Below are 19,516 nucleotides of genomic sequence, written 5' to 3'. Positions count from 1 at the left end.
CCGCCACGAGGACGGACCGGTACGGCGGCGCGCATGGATGCCCGCCCGCCGCGCACTGCCTCCCATCCGGACTTTAACCGTCGGTCCAGGAATTTCACCTGGTCAACCGGCCACTGGAAGCGGCCGGGTCGCGGACTGTAACCGCCGGTTCGGACTTTCACCGACCCCGGAGTGCGCTGCTGCTGGTACAGGGCCAGTGTGCCATGCCCGTCCACCGTCCACGCGGGCACCGGGTGTGGGCTGCCTCACAGGAGGTGACACCGCACGCCGTCACCGCCGGGCGGGCTCCCGGCGGACGGCTCACGCCCGCCCGACCGCCGCTCCCTTTCGCACCTTTGGACGTCGCCGGAGTACGCCGGAACACCCCCGCAGTTGGTCCATACCTATTGACGCAATGGTCTAGTCCTCTTACCGTCTGCTGCAGTCCCTTCCAGAGACCGGCCCGGCGGCGGTGACGACGGCCCTTGCCCGCCGCCGGGCCTCACCACTGTGCCCGCGGGGCCTCGTCACCGTGCCCGCCGGTCCCGTGTCACATTCCCGGCGGCGGTTCCGTCTCCCTCCTGATGAACTTGACGAAGGTGCGCCGGCGGGAGCGCCTTCGTCCGACGACAGGAGCTGAACGGCATGACCACGACCCTGGTGACCGGCGGTACGGGAACCCTCGGCCGGCACGTCAGCGAGCGGTTGCGGACGGGCTCGCAGGAGGTGCGGGTGCTCAGCCGGCACTCCCGGCCGTACGCCGTCGACCTGCGCCGGGGCGGCGGTGCGCTGGACACGGCCGTCACGGGGGTGGACACGATCGTCCACTGTGCGAGCACGCCGCGCGGCGGCGACGAGGAGGCGGCGAAGAACCTCGTGGCGGCGGCGCGGCGGGCCGGGGTGGGACACGTCGTCTACATCTCGATCGTCGGTGTCGACCAGGTGCCGTTCGGCTACTACAGGACCAAGTTCGCGGTGGAGCGGCTGATCGAGGAGTCGGGGCTCGGCTGGACCGTGCTCCGTACGACCCAGTTCCACGACCTGGTGCTCACCCTCCTCCAGGGACTGGGCAAGTCTCCGGTGATGCTGCTGCCGGCCCGTGTGAAGGACCAGCCGATCGCGGTGACCGAGGTCGCGGACCGTCTGGCGGAGCTGGCCCGGGGCGGACCCGCGGGGCGCGTCGCGGACATGGGCGGGCCGGAGGTGCGCACGCTGGAGTCCCTGGCGCGTTCCTACCTGGAGGCCACGGGCCGCCGCCGCGCGGTGCTCAAGGTGCCCCTCCGGGGCGCGGCGTACCGCGCCTTCCGCGCCGGCGGCCATCTCGCCCCGGAGCACGCGGTGGGCAAGGGCACCTTCGAGGAGTTCCTGGCGGCGCGGGCGGAGCACGTACGCGCGGGCAAGTGAGCGCGTACCGGGCGGGCGCCCCGGGTGATTGAGCCGCCGCGGACGCAGAGGCGCGCACCCGGTGCCGGGGGAGCGCGTCTCAGGGGGCGTGGCCCCGCACGGTGGGGCCGAAGAGTTCGTCCTGGGCGTGGTCGCGGGCCGTCAGGAGGGCGCCTCGCAGCACCGCTTCGCCGCCCAGGACACTCGCCCGCACCTCGGTGGGCAGCGGTGACATCCGGGCCGTCCGGTCCCGCACGCGGGCGGCGAGTTCCTCGCCGCCCGCCTGTCCGATCTCCCCGCCGAGCACCACGCACCCGGGATCCAGCAGCGCGGCCACCGACGCGACCCCCACGGCGACACGGTCGGCGAGGGCGTCGAGGAAGCGCGCGTCCGCGGAGCCCGGCTCCTTCCCCGCCCGTGCGGCGGCCGCCCGTACCGCTCCCGCCGCCGCCGGTTCCCCTCCCGGCTCGGCCACGACCCCGTACTCCCCCGCCAGTTCCGCGACCGCCGCCGCCGACGCGAGGGAGTGGAAGCCGCCGCCGCAGTCCGTGGCCGACGGCAGGCCGGGCGTGCCCGGGACCGGCAGGAAGCCGATCTCACCCGTGCCGCCGGAGGCGCCCCGGCGCAGGGCGCCGTCCAGGATCACGGCCGCGCCGGTGCCGTGGCCGAGCCACAGCAGGACGAAGGTGTCGCGGTCGCGGGCGGCCCCGTCGCGCTGCTCGGCCAGGGCGGCGAGGTTGGTCTCGTTCTCGAGGCTGACCCGCGCCTCGGGCAGCCGGTCCTGAAGCGCGGCGACCAGCCGGCGGTGCCATTCCGGCAGCCCCGTGGAGTCGCGCAGGTCGCCGCTCGCGGGATCGATCAGCCCCGGGGCGCCGACGCCGACGGTGTGCAACCGGTCGGCTCCCGCATCCTTCAAGGTCCGCTCGACCAGGGTCACCGCCCGCTCCACGGCCGGGCCCGTCCCGGCGGCCGGCGCGATCGGTGCGGAGGCCTCGGCCAGGACCGTGCCGACGAGGTCGGACACGACCACCGCGACGCCCTCGGTCCGCACGTCGAGTGCGGCCAGGTGCGCCCGGTCGGCGACGATCCCGTAGACCTTCGCGTTCGGCCCGCGCCGTTGTTCCCCGGCCTCTCCGACCACGGTGATCAGCCCGGCCGCGGTCAGCCGCTCGGCGAGGTCGGCGACGGTCGGCCGGGACAGCCCGGTCAGCTGCTTCAACTGCCCGGCCGTCAACGGTCCTTCCTGCTGGAGCAGCCGCAGGGCGAGCCGGTCATTGATGGCTCGGGCGGTGCTCGGGGATGCGGCCATGGCGTGATCCTTCCAGATCGGCGGTCCGCCGTCGGCGGGCGGCGGCGATGACGGCGGCCGGACCGGACCGGCCGGGCGAGCAGGCCGGCGGGGCGAGCAGGCCGGAGCGAGGGGCGCCGGACCGGACTGTGCCGTGCCATGCCGGGCCGGACTGACGAAAATCCCCTTATCTTTCAGGCAGGGTCCCTGATAGTTTACCCCGCGCGTCAGGGATGCCTTGGGCGACCGGGAGGGGCGGGACCATGAGTGCAGAGGTGTACGGGCAGCACGAGGTGCGGCGGGCGCGGTACGCCGTGGGGGCGGTGTTCGCCGTGCACGGCGCCGTCACGGGCTCGTTCGCCACCCGTGTGCCGTGGATCCAGGACCATGCCGGCGTGAGCCCCGGGCAGTTGGGGCTCGCGCTCGCCTTCCCCGCGCTCGGCGCGTCCCTCGCGATGCCGCTGGCGGGGCGGGTCAGCCACCGCTTCGGCGCCCGGGCCGCACTGCGCGGGCTGATCGCTCTGTGGACGCTCGCGCTGGTCCTGCCGTCCGTCGCCCCGAACCTGCTCACCCTCTGCCTGGCCCTGTTCGTCTACGGCGCCACGGCCGGCATGTCCGACGTGGCGATGAACGCCCTGGGCGTGGAGGTGGAGAACCGGCTCGACCGGTCGATCATGTCCGGGCTGCACGGCATGTGGAGCGTCGGCGCCCTGATCGGTTCGGCGGCCGGCACGCTCGCCGCGCACCTCGGTGCGGACGCCCGGCTGCACCACACGCTCGCGGCCGGTGTCCTGACCGTGGCGGGCGTCCTCGCGGCCGGCCACGTCCTCGATCTGCGGTCCGCCCCGGACGAGGAGCCGCCGCCGAGGTTCGCGCTGCCGCCCCGCTCCGCACTGCTGATCGGCGCGATCGGCTTCTGCGCCGTCTTCGCGGAGGGCGCGAGCCTCGACTGGTCGGCGGTCTATCTGCGCGACCGGCTGGAAGCCTCGGCCGGTCTCGCGGCGGCCTGCACCACCGGGTTCACGCTCACCATGGCGGTCGCCCGGATCGCCGGGGACCGGGTGGTGGACCGCTACGGTGCGGTGCGCACGGTCCGCGCGAGCGGTGTCGTCGCCGTCGGCGGTGGACTGCTGATCGTCCTCGCGCAGCACCCCGCGGCGGCGATGGCAGGCTTCGCGCTGATGGGTCTCGGCATCGCGGTGGTGGTGCCGCTGTGCTTCGCCGCGGCCGGCCGCAGCGGCAGCAACCCGAGCCTCGCCATCGCGGGCGTCGCGACCATCACGTACACCTCGGGGCTGATCGCTCCGAGCGCGATCGGGCTGCTGGCCCAGGCGACCAGTCTGATGGTGTCGTTCGTCCTGGTCACGGTGTTGTCGTGCGGCCTGGCCGGCTTCGCGGGCGTGCTGCGCGGCGGGGACCGGGTGAAGATCATCCGGCCGGACGCGGCCGTTCCCGGCCCACGGACCTGAAAGCCCCGCGGACCGTCTCGCCGGACTCCCTCCCCGGGGCCGCGGATCACGCTCGGGTGCGGGCGGGCCCGGCCCCGCCCTCCCGCGTGACCGGAGCATGCCCGATCAGCCCTCACAATGGTCCGGACACGCTGCACGAACGACGAAAGCGACAGCTCATGGATCTCGGCGTCCGCTGGACACTGCACGGCGACGGACGCACACCGGCCCCCGGTGCGGTGGTCCGTCCCGACGAACGGCTCTCGTGGCCCCGCACCGCGGGGTTGGGGGCCCAGCACGTCGTCGCGATGTTCGGGGCGTCGTTCGTCGCACCGGTCCTCATGGGTCTGGACCCCAATCTCGCGATCATGATGTCGGGCGTCGCGACCATCGTGTTCCTGCTGGCCACGCGCGGCCGGGTGCCCAGTTATCTGGGCTGCTCGCTCTCCTTCGTCGGCGTCGCCGCGGTCATCCGGGCCCAGGGCGGGTCCAGCGCCACCGTCACCGGCGCGGTGTTCGTGGTCGGGGCCGCGCTGTTCCTGGTGGGGCTCGCGGTACGGCACTTCGGAGCGCGGATCATCCACGCCGCGATGCCGCCGATCGTCACCGGTGCGGTGGTGATGCTGATCGGCTTCAACCTGGCGCCGGTCACGGCCGCCACCTACTGGCCGCAGGACCAGTGGACCGCCCTGTTCGTGATGCTGTTCACCGGTCTGGCGGTGGTGTGTCTGCGCGGTTTCTGGTCCCGCATCGCGATCTTCCTCGGGCTGGTCTTCGGGTACGTCCTGTCCTGGGGCCTCGACCGGGTCTTCGGGCAGATCCACTCCGCGGACGCGAGCGGTGAGGTCACCGATCACTGGCGCCTGGACCTGTCGGGCGTCGGCCAGGCCGACTGGATCGGTCTGCCGACCCTGCACGGCCCGTCGTTCGAGTGGTCGGCGATCCTGGTCGCCCTGCCGGTCGTCATCGCGCTGATCGCCGAGAACGCCGGGCACGTCAAGGCCGTCGGCGAGATGACCGGCGACAACCTCGACGACAAGCTGGGCACGGCCATCTCCGCCGACGGCGTCGGCTCCATGCTGTCCACCGCCGTGGGCGGCCCGCCCAACACCACGTACTCCGAGAACATCGGCGTGATGGCGGCGACCCGCGTCTATTCGACCGCCGCGTACTGGGCGGCCGCGGGTTTCGCCCTGCTGTTCGGCCTCTGCCCGAAGTTCGGCGCGGTCGTGGCGGCCGTCCCCGGAGGTGTGCTCGGCGGCATCACCGTCATCCTGTACGGCATGATCGGCCTGCTCGGCGCCCAGATCTGGACCAACGCCAAGGTGGACCTGCGCAATCCGCTGAACCTGGTGCCGGCCGCCGCCGGCATCATCATCGGCGTCGGCAACGTCACGCTGGAGTTCACCGACACCTTCTCGCTCAGCGGCATCGCGCTCGGCACGCTCGTCGTCATCACGGGCTACCACGCGCTGCGCGCCTTCGCGCCCGCCCACCTCAAGACGCAGGAGCCGCTGCTGGACGAGGGCACCTCGTCCTACGACACGAGCGGCAACGACGCCGAGGCCGGCACGAGCGGCGGGAAGGGCGACGGCGAGGCGGACGGCGAAGGCGGTCAGCGCGCCAAGTCGTAGGCGTACGACGGGGTGAAGGTGCCCGGCGCCCCCTTGCAGCCGTCCGACTCCCCCGGCAGCTTGACCCACAGGTAGGCGTCGATCCCCGCCTCGCCGGTGCTGAGTGTCGGGGCCCGGCCGAGTGTGCGGCCCGCGGGGTCGCACCACTCGCCGTCGGCCGGAGCGCCGTTGCCGTTGCGGCTGGTGTCGATCACCGCGCCGAGGCCCGGCGGGCCGCCGAGGGCGTCGAGCACCCGCCGGTCGTAGGCGATCTCGCCGGCGGTGGCGTGGAAGTTGGAGACGTTGCTGAAGACGCCGTCGGAGGAGGCCGCCGACGCGGCCCCGGCCTGCCGCAGCCAGCCGGCCTGTTTCACGGGCGCGTTCCACCCGGAGTGCCCGGCGTCGTAGTAGACCCGTGCCCGGGGGTTGGCCTCCTTGAGCACCCGTCCGGCGCGGGCCAGCGAGGCGAAGCGGGCGGTGCGCTCGCCCGCGGAGAGGCATTCGACCTGGGCGAGGGAGTCCGGCTCCAGGATCACGACGACCTCGCCGGACCCCAGCCCGGCGGCGAACCGGTCGATCCAGCCGTCGTAGGCGTCCAGGTCGGGCGCTCCTCCCTGGGAGTGCCCGCCGCAGTCACGGCCGGGTATCGCGTACGGCACGACGACGGGCACCTGCCCCCGCGCGGCGCCACCCGAGGTGACCGCGCGGACCCGCGCGGTCAGGGTGTCCGGTGAGTAGTCCGCGAACCACACCGCCGCGGGCCGGTCGCCGATGCGGGACTCTATGACCGCCCGGCGCGGATCGCCGGGGTTGGCCCGCACCCAGTCCAGGACCTGGGACTCGGGGTGGCGGTAGAGCCGGGTGGACGCCGCGCCGGACCGCTGCTCCGGCGCGCTCCCGGACGCGGACGCCGTGGCACTCGCCTTCCCCCGCTCCCCCTCCTTCCCGGCCTTCTCAGGACCGGGCTCCGGAGAAGCGGACGGGGAGGGTTCGGCGGGCGACGGGGACGGCACGGCGGGCAGTGGTTCCAGCCGGGGCGACGCGGTCACCCCGGGCGGCCGTGCCTCGTCCGAGCCGCGGTCCCCGCCGAGGGCGGAGAGCATCCCGGTGGCGGTGCCGACGGCCACCACGACGGAGGCGGCCGCGACCATGGTGCCGCGCCGGGCCACGCCTCTGCGCGCGGATCGCCGAGCGGCCAGGCGTTGGGCACGCGAGCCTGACACGTACTGCTCCCCCTCCCCCACGGCGGGCGCGTTACCCCGTTCCGGGGAAGCGTCGGTCCCGCCGCCACGGGCACCACACTAAAGGTGCGAATCTGCGCTCATGGCGCGATGCGAGCAAGTCCACACCCCTGTAGACACGGCCGTCTCCCGTATGCGCGCCCTCGACTCCGCCCTGCCCCGCCGGGACGGGATCGCGGTCTTCAACCGGGTCTACCTCACGGTGACGACGGAGGCCGACCGGCGCATCGACGCGGGTCCGCTCGCGGACGCGCGGGCGGCGGTCACCCTGAACGTGGTGTTCGCCGAGCGCTATCTGGCCGCCGTCGAGGCGGTGTCCGAGGGGCGCCGCCCGCCGGCCTGCTGGCGCCCGCTGTTCCAGTTCCGCCACCATCCCGGCGTACGTCCGCTGCAGTTCGCGCTGGCGGGCATCAATGCGCACATCGGTCATGATCTGGCGCTCGCCGTCGTGGACACCTGCCGTACCCTCGATTGCGAACCCGCTTGGCTGGAGGACGAGTTCGAGCAGGTGGGTGATCTGTTGACCGCGCTGGAGGAGCGCATCCGCGAGGACCTGATGCCCGGTCCCGACCTCCTCCAGCTCGCCGATCCCCTCACCCATCTGGCCGGTGCGTGGAGCCTGGACCGCGCCCGGGACGCCGCGTGGACGACGGCCCGCGCGCTGTGGGCGCTGCGCGGGCTGCCGGACGTCGCCGAGGAGTTCGCCGCGCGTCTCGACCTGGCCGTGGGCTTCGCCGGGCGCATGCTGCTCACACCGCTGCCCGGCTGAGCGGAACCGGGGCCGGCCGGCCGCGGCGCCCGCGGTGCGGCCGGGTTCAGTCGTCGGAGAGTTCCACCGGCGCGATCTCGTCGTACACGTCACCGGGCCCGGGGTTGGACGCGTCGGTCCCTCCGCCGAAGTGGTGCATGACGCCCCAGACGGCGTTGAGCGCGGTCTGGACGGCGCCCTCGGCCCAGCCGGCCGTCCAGGAGATGTCGTCGCCGGCGAGGAAGACGCCCCGCTTGTCCTCGGGCAGCCGGTCCTGCATGAAGTGCGTGAACAGGCGCCGCTGGTACCGGTAGTGACCGGGCAGGTTGGCCTTGAACGCGCCCATGAAGTAGGGCTCGTTCTCCCAGGAGACGGTGACCGGGTTGCCGATGATGTGCTTCCTGACGTCGACCTTCGGGTAGATCTCGCCCAGCGACTTCAGCATGACCTCCATCCGCTCGTTCGGTGACAGCGGCAGCCACTTCAGGCTGTCGTCGCACCAGGTGTAGGACAGGCAGATGACGGCGGGCCGGTCCGGGCCGTCGTCCAGCAGATAGGTGCCCCGGGTCATGCGGTCGGTCAGCGTCATCGACATGACGTCCCGCCCCGTGTCCTCGTCCTTGTCGAGCCAGAAGGGCCGGTCGACGGGCACGAAGAGCTTGCTGGACTCCATGTAGTGGGTGCGCTCGATGGCGGTCCAGTGGTCGATCGGGAAGAGCGCGTCGTCACAGGCGATCTTTGACAGCAGCATCCAGGACTGGGCGGTGAAGACGGCCGCCCGGTAGGTACGGACGTCTCCGTTCGCGTCCGTCACCGTGACGCGGTGGCCCGCGGTGCGGTGCAGCCGCGTCACCGCCGGTCGCGGCTCGCCGTCCACGTGCAGGGTCTTCAGCGAGGTGCCGTAGGGCCAGTGGACGAGCTTCTCCGGTTCGCGCTCCCACAGGCGCAGCGGCAGCTGCTGCGAGCCGCCGACGATGCCCCGGTGGTGGTCGTCGGCCTCGGTGTAGACGACGCGCAGGATCTCCAGGATGGAGTTGGGGAAGTCGGTGTCCCAGCCGCCGGTGCCGAAGCCGACCTGGCCGAAGATCTCGCGGTGCCGGAAGGACCTGAAGGCCTCGGAGTCGCAGAGGAAGCCGTAGAAGGTCTGGTCGTCGAACTTCTCGACGAGCCGGGACCAGATCTCGCGGATGCGCGGGACGTCGCGCTCGCGCAGGGCGCGGTTCATGTCGGAGAAGTCTGCGCCCTCCTCCAGGCACCGGGCCCAGGCGTCGGCCACGTCCCGGTAGACCTGCGGGAGGCCGTCGAGGGTCTCGGCGTAGTGGGACTCGCCCTTGAGGTCGACGACGGTCGACGGTGTCGACGCGGCGAGGGGGTTGGGAAACGGACGGGTCTCGAGGCCCACCAGGTCGATGTAGTGCTGGAGGGCCGTGGAGGACGGCGGGAAGCGCATCGCGCCCATCTCGGCGGTGAGCGCGGGGTCGCAGCCCTCGAATCCGACGGTGCGCAGCCGGCCACCGATCCGGTCGGCCTCGTACACGACGGGCTTGAGACCCATCTTCATCAGCTCGTAGGCGGTGATGATGCCGGACAGGCCGCCGCCGATCACCGCGACCTCGGTGCCGTGTTCCGTCGCGGGGATCTGGCCGAGGCCCGCCGGGTGCGCGAGGAAGTCGTCGTACGCGTAGGGGAAGTCCGGGCCGAACATGGTGATCGGCGGCTGCTGCTCGTCGGCGTGCTCGACGGCGTTGGGCACCGTGGACGTCATGGGGTGCGGACTCCTTGCACGGAAGATGTCGGAGCGGGGGCGGGCGCGGGGGCGGGGTTCAGCCGAGGGGCCCGTACAGGGCGGGGCGGCGGTGCCGCAGATACGGGTTGTGCTCGCGGGAGGCGGCGAGGAGCACGGGGTCCGCGTCGGCGATCACCAGTTCCTCGCCGCGTCCCGCCCGGGTACGGGCGGTCCCGTCGGGTCCGGCGAGGGTGGAGAGTCCCGCGAACTCCCACTCGCCCTCGTGGCCGGCCCGGTTGACGTACGCGATGTACATCTGGTTCTCGAACGCCCGTACCGGCACGAGGGACTCGGCGACGAACTGGAACGGATGCATCAGCGCGGTGGGCACCAGCAGGAGATCGGTGCCGGCCAGGGCGTGGGCGCGCGCGTTCTCGGGGAACTCGATGTCGTAGCAGGTCAGCAGGCCGACGGTGAGGCCGTGCAGTTCGGCCTGGACGACCTGTTGGTCTCCGGGGGCGAAGTGGTCCTGCTCGAAGGGGCCGAAGAGGTGGGTCTTGCGGTAGTTCGCGAGGCGGGTGCCGTCCTCGGAGACGAGCTGGGTGGAGTTGTGGACCGTGTCGCCCACGCGCTCCGGGTAGCTGTAGGCGATGGCGAGCCCGTGCCGGGTAGCCGTCCGGGCGATCGCGTCGGCCGCGTCGCCGTCGGCGGGCTCGGCGAGCACCGCGATGTCGTCGCCGATCGCGTATCCGGTCAGGAACAGCTCCGATGTGACGAGCAGGCCGGCGCCGGCCGTGGCGGCACGGCCGGCGGCCTCGTCGAGGACCTTGAGGCTCTCGCTGACGGAACCGGGCCGTCCGGAGCTCTGGAGCAGGGCGGTGCGCATGCGTGTTCCTCGTCGGTACGCGGGAGGGCGGGGGGCGGGCGGAGGGCCGCCGGGAGGGATCGCCTAGACGGTACGGTCGGCCGGCTCGGCCGGGCAAGAAGTGGCCGTTGCGCATCGGTGAGCGGATCATTGCGTCCGGTGCGGGATCAGCGGCGATTCGTTGCGTGCTCCCGACCGGGGCCTGCCTGCGACCGGAGTCGCAGGGGGCAGGCACGGCGTCGGGGCCTCGGCGACCTCCCTCTCACGCGCGCAGAGGCCGCCCTCCACCGCTGTACGCGATACGCCACCGCGTGAAACCCGGCTGGGACGCTCTCCGTGGTCTCCGTCGTCACCACCGCGTCCGGCGCACGGAGCCGGTGCACCGGCGTCACCGTCCGCGACCGGGGCCCGACCGCGACGTCGCGTGGGCGTGTCGGTAAGCGGGACGGGGGGTCACAGCTCCCGGAGCCGTGCCACGATCTCGCGCAGGAGTTCCGGGTCGGTCGCCGGCCCGCCCGGGCGGCGCGGTGCGCCGATCCACACCAGGCCGGCTCCGGCCAGGTCCGCGAGGAGCACCCGGACGACGGTCAGCGGCAGGTCGGCGGCCGCCGCGAGTTCGACGACCGGCAGGGGGCCCCGGCGGCGCACCAGGTCGAGCAGGCGGGTGCGGGTGTGGTCGACACCGGGCTGTGCCAGGCCGGACTCCACGGCACTGACCTGGGACAGCAGGGTGATGGTGGGCCCGCCCGAGGGACGGGTCCGGCCTCGCGTGACGGCGTAGGGCCGCACCATCAGGCCGGTCTCGTCCTCGTACCAGTGGTCGTCGTGCGGGTGATCGTCGTCGTACCGGTGGTCGTCGTCGGTCACGGCAGCGAGGACACGCCCTCCGTCTCCTCCGTCTTCTCGGGCACCTCTGACACCTCGGACTCCAGGTGCGCCAGTACTTCTCCGGGCAGCAGGACCGCGGCCGTCGTCCCGCCGTACGGGGACTCGTGCAGCGTCACCTCGATGGCATGCCGTGCGGCGAGCCGTCCCACCACGTACAGGCCGAGCCGGTCGTGGCGGGAGGGATCGAAGCCATCGGGGTGGTCGAGGGTGCGGTGAGCCTCGTGGAGCGGCCCGGAGTCGAGGCCGGGTCCCCGGTCGTCGATGCGCAGGACGTAGCCGCCGCGCTCCCGGCCGGTGCGCAGTGTCACCCGGGTGTGCGGGGGTGAGAACACCGTGGCGTTCTCCAGGAGTTCGGCGACGAGGTGGACGACGTCCGCGACGGCATCCGCGGCGACGCCGACCCGGTCCATCGGCGGGACCTCCACGCGCACGTAGTCCTCGATCTCGCTCACCGCGGAGGAGACGACGTCGGCGATGGGCACGGGGCGGCGCCATCTGCGGCCCGGGGCGGCGCCGGAGAGGATGATCAGGTTCTCCGCGTGGCGCCGCATCCGGGTGGTGAGGTGGTCGATGCGGAACAACTGCTCCAGCATGTCGGGGTCGTCCGTGTGCCGTTCCAGCGTGTCGACGAGTTTCAGCTGCCGGTGCACCAGGGTCTGGTTGCGCCGGGCGATGCTGAGGAGAACCGCGAACAGCCCGCGGCGCAGGGTGGCCTGCCGGACGGCGGCCTCGACGGCGGCGAGGCGGGCGGCGTTGAAGGAGCGGCCGACCTGGCCTATCTCGTCGGACTCCGCCTCCCCGTCGGCCAGCGGCGGCGCCTCGGCTGCCGCGTCCACCTCCTCGCCGGCGCTCAACCTGACCATGACATCGGGCAGCTGGCGGGTGGTCAGCAGGTCCGCCGCGTCCCGCAGTTCCTCCAGCCGGCGGGAGATGCGGCGGGCACCGCGCACCGCCCACCACAGGGACAGGCCGATGGCCGCCAGCCCGAGCCCGCCCACGACGGCCGCCTTGATCAGCTCCTGATGGGCGAAGCTCCGGCCGCGTTCGGCGGAGTTGAGGGCCGCCTGGGTGCACAGCTCCATGTAGCGCTTGACGGCCCGGTCGGTGGTCGTGCGCCAGGATTCCGCCACGACGGCCTCACCGGCGCGCTCCGGCCCCGCCCGCAGCAGCGCCTCCTCGCTCCGGGTCAACTCGCCGTGCAGTTCGCCGCGCTGGAATTCCTGGAACAACGCCCGTGAGTCGGCCGGCAGGTCGGCCACATACGTCCGCTCGAAGACCCGGCGGTGCCCGATCGCCGCGGTGAGCGTGTCGTACTGCCGGTCGGTCAGTCGGCCGGCCGCGCGCGCCCCGGCGACGAGGGCGTCCTCGCGGGAGACGAACTCCCGCACCCGGACGAGTTCGACGACGACCTGCGCCTCCCGCGCGAGCTGCCCGGCCTGCAGGGCGGTGAGGGCGGACTGGATGTCGAACCCGGGTTCCACGAGCGCACCGTACTCGTCGACGGCCCGGTCCCAGGAGATGTCGCGGGCCAGCACTCGATGGCGCAGTCCCTCCAGTTCCTCGACGGCGCCGACCATGGCGTCGAGGGCCTGGCGCTGCGGGCCGGAGAGCCGGTCGCGGTCGCCGTCCCGGATCGCGTCGCGCATGGCGTTCACGGCGCGGTCGGTGCGGCGGTGCTGCTCCATGAGGTCCAGGGTCGCCGACTTGCGGTGGCCCGTCCCCAAGTAGGTGGCGGCCAGCCGCCGTTCGATCTGGATCTGCCCGATCGCTGTGTCGACGGGCGTGCCGAAGTCCTCGTACACACCCTGCAGCCGGGTCAGTGCGCGCAGTTCGCCGGTGACCGACACCATGGCGAAGGTCCACAAGGCCAGCAGGGCGAGCGCCGGTGCGAACGCAAGCGCGACGATGCGGGCGCGGACCGTGGCGGGACGGCCGATGAGTCGGCGCATAGCTCTCCCCAGGACGCTCGGATGGCTGGGCGGCGAAGCAGACACCAACGGTTGTTACCCATCGGTAGCGATTGGCGCACAACCTACGGGACGCCTCTCGGCGAGCGCAATGGCCTCGTGAGGATCAGGAGCAACGCCGTCACCAGATACGGCACCGCGAACACGGCGAAGGCCGTGCTGTGCGGGCTGTGCGAGGCGATCAGGGCGTAGCCGCCGAACACCGCGACCGTGGCCAGCTCGGTGCCCAGGCCCGCGAGCGAGGTCAGGGTGGCCCGTCCGGTGTCCCCGATGCGCCGCTGGAGTCGCGCGTCGGCCAGCACGGTCGCCGCCTGGAAGCCTCCGAAGGCGAGGGCGACCAGACCCAGGCCGGCCGGCGTGCCGGCGAGCGTGCCGACGGCGAGAGCGAGTCCGGCGCAGGCGAGCAGGGCCGCGAGTCCGTTCGTGCCGAGGCGTTCGCCCTCGCCGGCGAGCAGGCTCCCGACGGTGGCACCGGCCCAGATCAGCAGCAGGAGGTACGGGACGGTCCCGTCCGCGACGCCGGTGTCCCGCACCAGCAGCGGCGTGTACTCGTCGAGGGCGCCCCACACCGCGCCGACGGCCGGTACGAGCAGCAGCGCGCCGCGCACCGACCGGTCGGCGCGTGCCTCGGCGAGTCCGGCGCGCAGGGGGGCGGTCCGGCCTCGGTGTCCCGTCGCCGGGGTCCGGTGTTCCGGGAACCGGAGGGCGGTGGCCGCGGTCAGCAGGCACGCCAGGATGCCGGCCGCGCAGACGGCGGTGTGGCCGCCCCGGTCGAGCACCGGACCGGCGAGTCCCATGGCCGCCATCACGGCCACCAGGCCGGCCGCGCGGGCCCGGCCCATGATCCGGGCGTACCGGCCGGCCGCGTCGAGCCGCTCCAGTTCGTCGTGGACCAGGGCCTCCAGCGCCCCGGAGGCGAGTGCTCCGCCGGCGCCCCACAGGACGAAGCCGGCCGCGAAGGCGCCGTACGAGGGCACCAGTGCCCACAGGGTGAAGCCGGCGGCGGTGAGCAGCGGGCCGAGCCACAGGAGCAGACGGCGGGAGACGGCGTCGGCCCAGACGCCGGAGGGGACCTCCAGCAGGACGCCGGTGACCGACCAGAGGGCGAACAGGGAGGAGATCTGCCAGACGGTGAGACCGGTGTCGCTGAACAGCAGCGCGTACACCGGGTAGAGCAGCACGAAGTCTTCGAGGAACGCGTAGCCGTACAGCGTGGTCGTCAGCCGTCGGACGCGGAGGTCGGGCGCACGCGTGGGCGTGGAGGTCATGAGGCCTTCCCGTAAGGGCGGTTCGGACACCGGACGTGGAGGACGTACGGCATCCGAGGCGGCCCTCGGGAGGCGTTACCGGTGGATCAATGTCGCCAGGTCATGACCTCGAGGATAGTGCGGGCGGCCCTCAGGCGGGCGGTCCGGACGAGAATCGTCGCAGCAGCGGTGACAGCACCAGCACGGACTTGGTCCGCTCGACGAAGGGTTCCCCCGCGATCCTTTCCAGGACCCGTTCGAAGTGCCGCATGTCGGCGGCGAAGACCTGGGCGACCGCGTCCGCCTCCCCGGTGACGGTGGAGGCGGACACGACCTCCTGGTAGCGCTCCAGGCCCCGCTGGATGGTCTCCGGGGAGGTGTTGCCTCGGCAGTAGATCTCGACGAAGCCCTCGGTCTCCCAGCCGAGGGCGACGGGGTCCACCCGCACGGTGAAGCCGGTGATGGCGCCGGTGGCGCGCAGCCGGTCCACGCGTCGCTTGACGGCGGGCGCGGACAGGCCGACGAGCTTGCCGATGTCCGCGTAGGAGCGGCGGGCGTCCTCGGCGAGGGCGTGCACGATGCGTTCGTCGAGATCGTTCAGCACTGCGGGCGGTTCACTTCGTTTCTGGGAGGTCCGGGGCGGGACCGACGGGATCGACGGGTTCGGCAGGGGCGGCAGGACCGGCGGGGTTCGCGAAGGCCGCCCGGGGAGCCGGGCGGCCGGAGAGCCGGGGCCCCGGTCAGGTCCAGCTGGAGTGCAGCGGCTTGCCTTCGGCGTAACCGGCGGCGCTCTGGATGCCGACGACGGCCTTCTCCCCGAACTCCTCCAGGGAGCCGGCACCCGCGTAGGTGCAGGAGGAGCGGACACCCGCGATGACCGAGTCGATCAGGTCCTCGACGCCGGGCCGGGTCGGGTCGAGGAACATGCGGGAGGTGGAGATGCCCTCCTCGAACAGCGCCTTGCGGGCCCGGTCGTAGGCCGATTCCTCCGAGGTGCGGTTGCGTACGGCGCGCGCGGAGGCCATGCCGAAGGACTCCTTGTAGGGGCGGCCGTCCGCATCGTGCTGGAGGTCGCCCGGGGACTCGAAGGTCCCGGCGAACCAGGAGCCGACCATCACGTTGGACGCGCCGGCCGCGAGGGCCATCGCCACGTCGCGCGGGTGGCGGATGCCGCCGTCGGCCCACACGTGCTTGCCGTACTTCTTCGCCTCCGCCGCGCACTCCAGGACCGCGGAGAACTGCGGCCGGCCGACGCCGGTCATCATGCGGGTGGTGCACATGGCGCCGGGGCCGACGCCGACCTTGACGATGTCCGCGCCGGCCTCGATCAGGTCGCGGACGCCCGCGGCGGAGACCACGTTGCCCGCGGCGACCGGGACCTGCGGGTCGAGGTCGCGGACCAGCTTGAGGGCGTTGATCATCGACTCCTGGTGCCCGTGCGCCGTGTCGATGACGAGCGTGTCGACGCCCGCGTCCAGCAGCTGCTGGGCCTTGCCCGCGACGTCGCCGTTGATGCCGACGGCCGCGGCGATGCGCAGCCGTCCCCGGTCGTCGGTGGCCGGCGTGTACAGGGTGGCGCGCAGGGCGCCCCTGCGGGTGAGGATGCCGGCGAGGCGGCCGTCCTTGTCCACGGCGGGGGCGTAGCGCCGGTTGGCACCGTCGAGGGTGTTGAAGGCCTCGCGCGGGTCCATGTCGGCGTCGACGAGCAGCAGATCGCGGGACATGACCTCGCTGAGCTGCGTGAAGCGGTCCACCCCGGACAGGTCGGCGTCGGTGACCACGCCGACCGGCCGGTGCCCGCCGTCGACGACGACGCCCGCGTTGTGCGCGCGCTTGGGCAGCAGGGCGAGCGCGTCGGCGACGGTCTGGTGCGGGGCCAGCACGATGGGGGTGTCGAGGACCAGGTGACGGCTCTTGACCCAGGCGACGACCTCGGTGACGACCTCGATCGGGATGTCCTGCGGGAGGACCACGAGCCCGCCGCGGCGAGCCACCGTCTCGGCCATGCGGCGGCCGGCGATGGCCGTCATGTTGGCGACGACGAGCGGGATGGTGGTGCCCGTACCGTCCGGGGAGCTGAGGTCCACGTCCTGACGCGATACGACGGCGGACCGGTTCGGCACCATGAAGACGTCGTCGTAGGTCAGGTCGTACGCGGGCTGGATGTCGTTGAGGAAACGCACGTGCTGCACATCCCAGTCGATCAGAGGTGGCCCCCGGACAGGTCAGCCAGGGGGAAGAGCACGTACTTCATTGTCCCACGACGACCGGATCGCCCGTGCCGGTGCGATCATCCAGGCAGGTCGGCGCGCGGCTGGGAGGAACCTCCGAGGGTGAGGGCCACGGCGAGCGACGGGGTCCGCCGCACCGCTTCGGCGAACACCTCCCGGGCGGTCGCCCACTCCTCGGGGCGTGCCGTCGCGTAGGGCAGCCGGCCGTCCACGACGATCAGCAGCCCGCGTTCGACGGCGCCTTCGGGCCAGACCGTGTGGTCGGCGAGGGCGTCCCGGTTGCGGCCGAACCAGCCCGGCAGGCCCAGGGCACGGGCGCAGCGGTCCATCAGGCCGGTCTTGTCCGTGGCCCCGTCGAGGTCGAGGTCGAGTGCGACCACGAGCCGGCCCTCCAGTTCGTGCGTCATCCCAGTACCGTCCTGAACGATGCGCAGGGTGCGTCGGTGCAGTACCTCTCGCCGCCGCGTCCGGTGACGACGCGCCGGGCCCCGCGGTCGGCCGAGCCCGGTGTCCCGACCGTGTACTCGTGGCAGCAGCCGCGTTCACGGCGGGGCGGCAGCCGCTCTAAGCCGCCGAGGACGACGTCCTCCCGGTCGTACGGGAGGGGCCCGCCCGCGTCGATGAGGTTCAGCGTGCGCCGCGCTTCCTCGGAGAGGCCGGCCTCCCGGACGGTGGTCATGCCGTCGGCCCGGACGGGCTGCGGGTCCCCACTGCCGTCGGGCGAGCAGCCCGTGAGGAGCAGCGGGCCCGCCGGCAGCACGAGGGGGCAGGCCGGGAGACGAGGGAGGAGCCGCGGCACCATACGGCCGGTGCTGCCATGCCCGCCCCCGTCCCTCGCCCGGTCAGGGGCTGTCCGGGTCGGACCGGTTGAGGGCGGACCTCGGGGCGGGCCCCGCCGCCATCAGGTAGTCGGCGGCCGAGGTGTCCGTCACCAGGCTGGTGACCAGCCCGGAGCGCAGCACCGCGTCGATCGCGGGGCCCTTGCGCTGCCCGCCGGCGATCGCGACGACCTCGGGGACCCGGCGGAGCTGGTCGGTCTTGACCGTGATGCACCGCTCCCCGAGGTCGCGGCCGACCCGGCGCCCGTCGGTGTCGAAGAGGTGCGCGGACATCTCGGCGGCGACGCCGAGGGAGGCGTAGTGCTCCCGCTCCTCGTCCGTGAGCATGTCGTGCACCGTCGAGATGCCCGGCTCCCAGGAGCCGATGGAGACACAGGCGACCGTGACCTTGTCGAAGTACTCGAAGGCCCGTGCGATACCGGTCTGGTGGCGCAGTGCCTCAGCGGTCGCCTCGTCCGGCAGCAGCATCGGCGCGTAGATGGGGTGGGCGTCGCCGCCCGAGACCTGCGCGGCCCGCCGTACGGCCTCCACCGAACCGCGCTCGGCGGTCCCGGCGTCGTACACGCCCGTCAGCTGCACGACCGTGCAGGGCGCCAGCCGGTCCAGGGCCGCCGCCATGTGGATGGTGGACCGGCCCCAGGCCAGCCCCAGTACGTCTCCTTCGTTGACCAGTTCGCCGAGCAGGTCGGCGGCCACCTCTCCCAGGTTCTCGGGGTCCGGTGTCTCCGCGGCCTCGGCCGGGGACTCCACCACGACTGCGTGCCTGAGGCCGTAGCGGGCACGCAGCGCGTCGGAGCGCTCCGCGTCCAGCTCGGCGGGCACGCGGATCTCGATGCGTACGAGATCCCGTTCGAGGGCGGTCTCCAGGACCCGTGCCACCTTGAAGCGGCTGACGCCGAACTCCTCGGCGATCTGGATCTTGGACTTGCCCTCTAGGTAGAAGCGGCGGGCCATGGCCGCCGCTTGCACCAGCTCAGCGGGTCCCATCCGCATGGCTGAACGGCCCGCCGCCGACATACCCGGCACGGCGATCTCCTCACTGCTGTTCACACTCTGGATTCGCCGTTCATCCTTGCAGATCCGGCGCGGTCGAACGGCCTTGCTGGAGAGCCGTTCACGTTCCCGTGGCTCAGTGGTCGCACACCCAGGATGCCTTGCCCGTGGCGGCCTCGGCCCGATTGCGCAGTGCACGTACCGCCTCGGCCGGGTCTTCCGCCCCGTACACGGCGGATCCCGCGACGAAGACATCGGCTCCGGCGTCGGCGCACTGCTCGATGGTGGACGCCGAGACACCGCCGTCGACCTGGAGCCAGAGGTCCAGGCCGTGCTTGCTGATCAGCTCACGGGTGCGGCGAATCTTGGGAAGCATGATGTCGAGGAAGGCCTGGCCCCCGAAGCCCGGCTCGACCGTCATGATCAACAGCATGTCGAGCTCGGGGAGCAGATCCTCGTACGGCTCGATCGGCGTCGCGGGCCGCAGCGCCATGGAGGCCTTGGCCCCCTTGGCCCGGATCTCCCGGGCCAGCCGCACGGGCGCGGCGGCCGCCTCTACATGGAAGGTGACGGAACCTGCCCCCGCCTCCACGAACTGGGGCGCCCAGCGATCGGGGGCCTCGATCATCAGGTGGCAGTCCAGCGGGATGTCCGTCGCACGGGCCAGCGACTCCACGACCGGTACACCGAGCGTGAGGTTCGGGACGAAATGGTTGTCCATGACGTCGACATGGAGCCAGTCGGCTCCCGCGACCGCCTGCGCCTCGTCCGCGAGGCGGGCGAAGTCGGCGGAGAGAATACTGGGGTTGATCTGCGCGGCCATGCCCCAAGCCTGCCATGCCCTGCGGGGGGTGGCGGCACCGGTCCGGGAAGGATGCGGGCATATCCGGCCCCCGCGTCCCGGGCCGGTCGGCTCCAGAGTCGGTCACGAGTTCGACACGCGGCACACCCGGGGCAGTCGGGACACCCGGGGAACACGGCGCATCTGAGGTTCGTGGGGCTCCTGAGGCATGTGGGGCATCCGGGACACGTGGGAAGCAGGCCACGCGCGATGCGTCCG

The 19,516-nt window shown here is 72.8% G+C and carries 17 protein-coding genes and 1 riboswitch; of the genes, 4 read left to right on the top strand and 13 right to left on the bottom strand.

The window, feature by feature from the left end; all coding sequences use genetic code 11:
- Positions 1–48 precede the first annotated feature (48 nt).
- Positions 49–179, bottom strand: a riboswitch (FMN riboswitch).
- Positions 180–624: 445 nt separating this feature from the next.
- Positions 625–1,383 (top strand): SDR family oxidoreductase, encoded by a 759-nt coding sequence (locus ACFYQA_RS19185; protein ID WP_388918887.1) that lies wholly within the window; start codon positions 625–627, stop codon positions 1,381–1,383.
- 79 nt (positions 1,384–1,462) lie between these two features.
- On the opposite strand, the gene ACFYQA_RS19180 is transcribed toward ACFYQA_RS19185, so the two are convergent.
- Complete coding sequence (locus tag ACFYQA_RS19180; RefSeq protein ID WP_388918884.1) at positions 1,463–2,671, bottom strand: ROK family transcriptional regulator; 1,209 nt, start codon at positions 2,669–2,671, stop codon at positions 1,463–1,465.
- 242 nt (positions 2,672–2,913) lie between these two features.
- Between ACFYQA_RS19180 and ACFYQA_RS19175 the strand changes: the two genes are divergently transcribed.
- On the top strand, positions 2,914–4,119 hold the full coding sequence (locus tag ACFYQA_RS19175) for an MFS transporter (RefSeq protein WP_388918881.1): 1,206 nt from the start codon (positions 2,914–2,916) through the stop codon (positions 4,117–4,119).
- 158 nt (positions 4,120–4,277) lie between these two features.
- Complete coding sequence (locus tag ACFYQA_RS19170) at positions 4,278–5,732, top strand: uracil-xanthine permease family protein (RefSeq protein ID WP_388918878.1); 1,455 nt, start codon at positions 4,278–4,280, stop codon at positions 5,730–5,732.
- Here the strand turns inward: ACFYQA_RS19170 and ACFYQA_RS19165 are convergent.
- Complete coding sequence (locus ACFYQA_RS19165; RefSeq protein WP_388919031.1) at positions 5,714–6,862, bottom strand: glycoside hydrolase family 6 protein; 1,149 nt, start codon at positions 6,860–6,862, stop codon at positions 5,714–5,716. The genes ACFYQA_RS19170 and ACFYQA_RS19165 overlap by 19 nt on opposite strands.
- A gap of 172 nt (positions 6,863–7,034) precedes the next feature.
- Here ACFYQA_RS19165 and ACFYQA_RS19160 point away from each other — a divergent pair, with 172 nt between their 5' ends.
- On the top strand, positions 7,035–7,721 hold the full coding sequence (locus tag ACFYQA_RS19160; RefSeq protein WP_388918875.1) for a DUF5995 family protein: 687 nt from the start codon (positions 7,035–7,037) through the stop codon (positions 7,719–7,721).
- Between the two features lie 46 nt (positions 7,722–7,767).
- On the opposite strand, the gene ACFYQA_RS19155 is transcribed toward ACFYQA_RS19160, so the two are convergent.
- From ACFYQA_RS19155 to rpe, 11 genes are all read right to left on the bottom strand, one after another.
- Positions 7,768–9,465 carry a flavin monoamine oxidase family protein gene (locus ACFYQA_RS19155; RefSeq protein WP_388918872.1) on the bottom strand — a complete coding sequence of 566 codons (1,698 nt, stop codon included), beginning with the start codon at positions 9,463–9,465 and terminating at the stop codon, positions 7,768–7,770.
- Positions 9,466–9,523: 58 nt separating this feature from the next.
- Positions 9,524–10,312 carry a carbon-nitrogen hydrolase family protein gene (locus ACFYQA_RS19150; RefSeq protein ID WP_388918869.1) on the bottom strand — a complete coding sequence of 263 codons (789 nt, stop codon included), beginning with the start codon at positions 10,310–10,312 and terminating at the stop codon, positions 9,524–9,526.
- A gap of 432 nt (positions 10,313–10,744) precedes the next feature.
- Positions 10,745–11,158 carry a DUF742 domain-containing protein gene (locus tag ACFYQA_RS19145; RefSeq protein ID WP_388918866.1) on the bottom strand — a complete coding sequence of 138 codons (414 nt, stop codon included), beginning with the start codon at positions 11,156–11,158 and terminating at the stop codon, positions 10,745–10,747.
- Positions 11,155–13,128, bottom strand: coding sequence for a nitrate- and nitrite sensing domain-containing protein (locus ACFYQA_RS19140; protein ID WP_388918863.1), 1,974 nt, complete (start codon positions 13,126–13,128; stop codon positions 11,155–11,157). Before ACFYQA_RS19140 ends, ACFYQA_RS19145 begins: the two co-directional genes overlap by 4 nt.
- A gap of 83 nt (positions 13,129–13,211) precedes the next feature.
- Entirely contained in the window at positions 13,212–14,414 is a 1,203-nt protein-coding gene (locus ACFYQA_RS19135; protein ID WP_388918860.1) for an MFS transporter, read from the bottom strand.
- Between the two features lie 130 nt (positions 14,415–14,544).
- On the bottom strand, positions 14,545–14,997 hold the full coding sequence (locus ACFYQA_RS19130) for an Lrp/AsnC family transcriptional regulator (RefSeq protein WP_332426139.1): 453 nt from the start codon (positions 14,995–14,997) through the stop codon (positions 14,545–14,547).
- A 136-nt stretch (positions 14,998–15,133) separates the two neighbouring features.
- Positions 15,134–16,576, bottom strand: a complete 1,443-nt coding sequence (locus ACFYQA_RS19125; RefSeq protein WP_388919028.1) for a GuaB1 family IMP dehydrogenase-related protein — start codon at positions 16,574–16,576, stop codon at positions 15,134–15,136.
- Positions 16,577–16,683: 107 nt separating this feature from the next.
- The gene (locus tag ACFYQA_RS19120) at positions 16,684–17,031 is read right to left on the bottom strand and encodes a barstar family protein (protein WP_388918856.1); all 348 of its coding nucleotides are present in this window, start codon (positions 17,029–17,031) and stop codon (positions 16,684–16,686) included.
- On the bottom strand, positions 17,028–17,426 hold the full coding sequence (locus ACFYQA_RS19115; RefSeq protein WP_388918853.1) for a ribonuclease domain-containing protein: 399 nt from the start codon (positions 17,424–17,426) through the stop codon (positions 17,028–17,030). Before ACFYQA_RS19115 ends, ACFYQA_RS19120 begins: the two co-directional genes overlap by 4 nt.
- Before the next feature lie 40 nt (positions 17,427–17,466).
- Positions 17,467–18,513 (bottom strand): sugar-binding transcriptional regulator, encoded by a 1,047-nt coding sequence (locus ACFYQA_RS19110; protein WP_386398922.1) that lies wholly within the window; start codon positions 18,511–18,513, stop codon positions 17,467–17,469.
- 79 nt (positions 18,514–18,592) lie between these two features.
- On the bottom strand, positions 18,593–19,279 hold the full coding sequence (rpe, locus tag ACFYQA_RS19105) for a ribulose-phosphate 3-epimerase (RefSeq protein ID WP_386398925.1): 687 nt from the start codon (positions 19,277–19,279) through the stop codon (positions 18,593–18,595).
- Between the last annotated feature and the right edge of the window lie 237 nt (positions 19,280–19,516).

This window comes from Streptomyces sp. NPDC005774 (assembly GCF_042871645.1).
Taxonomy (GTDB): domain Bacteria; phylum Actinomycetota; class Actinomycetes; order Streptomycetales; family Streptomycetaceae; genus Streptomyces; species Streptomyces pratens.
The sequence above is the reverse complement of the archived record's forward strand: the minus strand, read 5'-3'. Positions and strand labels throughout refer to the sequence as shown.

Bases quoted from the DNA above. Each gene is read 5' to 3' on its own strand.
- ACFYQA_RS19185 (WP_388918887.1), top strand. From the start codon at position 625: ATGACCACGACCCTGGTGACCGGCGGTACGGGAACCCTCGGCCGGCAC.
- ACFYQA_RS19180 (WP_388918884.1), bottom strand. From the start codon at position 2,671: ATGGCCGCATCCCCGAGCACCGCCCGAGCCATCAATGACCGGCTCGCC.
- ACFYQA_RS19175 (WP_388918881.1), top strand. From the start codon at position 2,914: ATGAGTGCAGAGGTGTACGGGCAGCACGAGGTGCGGCGGGCGCGGTAC.
- ACFYQA_RS19170 (WP_388918878.1), top strand. From the start codon at position 4,278: ATGGATCTCGGCGTCCGCTGGACACTGCACGGCGACGGACGCACACCG.
- ACFYQA_RS19165 (WP_388919031.1), bottom strand. From the start codon at position 6,862: ATGGTCGCGGCCGCCTCCGTCGTGGTGGCCGTCGGCACCGCCACCGGG.
- ACFYQA_RS19160 (WP_388918875.1), top strand. From the start codon at position 7,035: ATGGCGCGATGCGAGCAAGTCCACACCCCTGTAGACACGGCCGTCTCC.
- ACFYQA_RS19155 (WP_388918872.1), bottom strand. From the start codon at position 9,465: ATGACGTCCACGGTGCCCAACGCCGTCGAGCACGCCGACGAGCAGCAG.
- ACFYQA_RS19150 (WP_388918869.1), bottom strand. From the start codon at position 10,312: ATGCGCACCGCCCTGCTCCAGAGCTCCGGACGGCCCGGTTCCGTCAGC.
- ACFYQA_RS19140 (WP_388918863.1), bottom strand. From the start codon at position 13,128: ATGCGCCGACTCATCGGCCGTCCCGCCACGGTCCGCGCCCGCATCGTC.
- ACFYQA_RS19135 (WP_388918860.1), bottom strand. From the start codon at position 14,414: ATGACCTCCACGCCCACGCGTGCGCCCGACCTCCGCGTCCGACGGCTG.
- ACFYQA_RS19120 (WP_388918856.1), bottom strand. From the start codon at position 17,031: ATGACGCACGAACTGGAGGGCCGGCTCGTGGTCGCACTCGACCTCGAC.
- ACFYQA_RS19115 (WP_388918853.1), bottom strand. From the start codon at position 17,426: ATGGTGCCGCGGCTCCTCCCTCGTCTCCCGGCCTGCCCCCTCGTGCTG.
- rpe (WP_386398925.1), bottom strand. From the start codon at position 19,279: ATGGCCGCGCAGATCAACCCCAGTATTCTCTCCGCCGACTTCGCCCGC.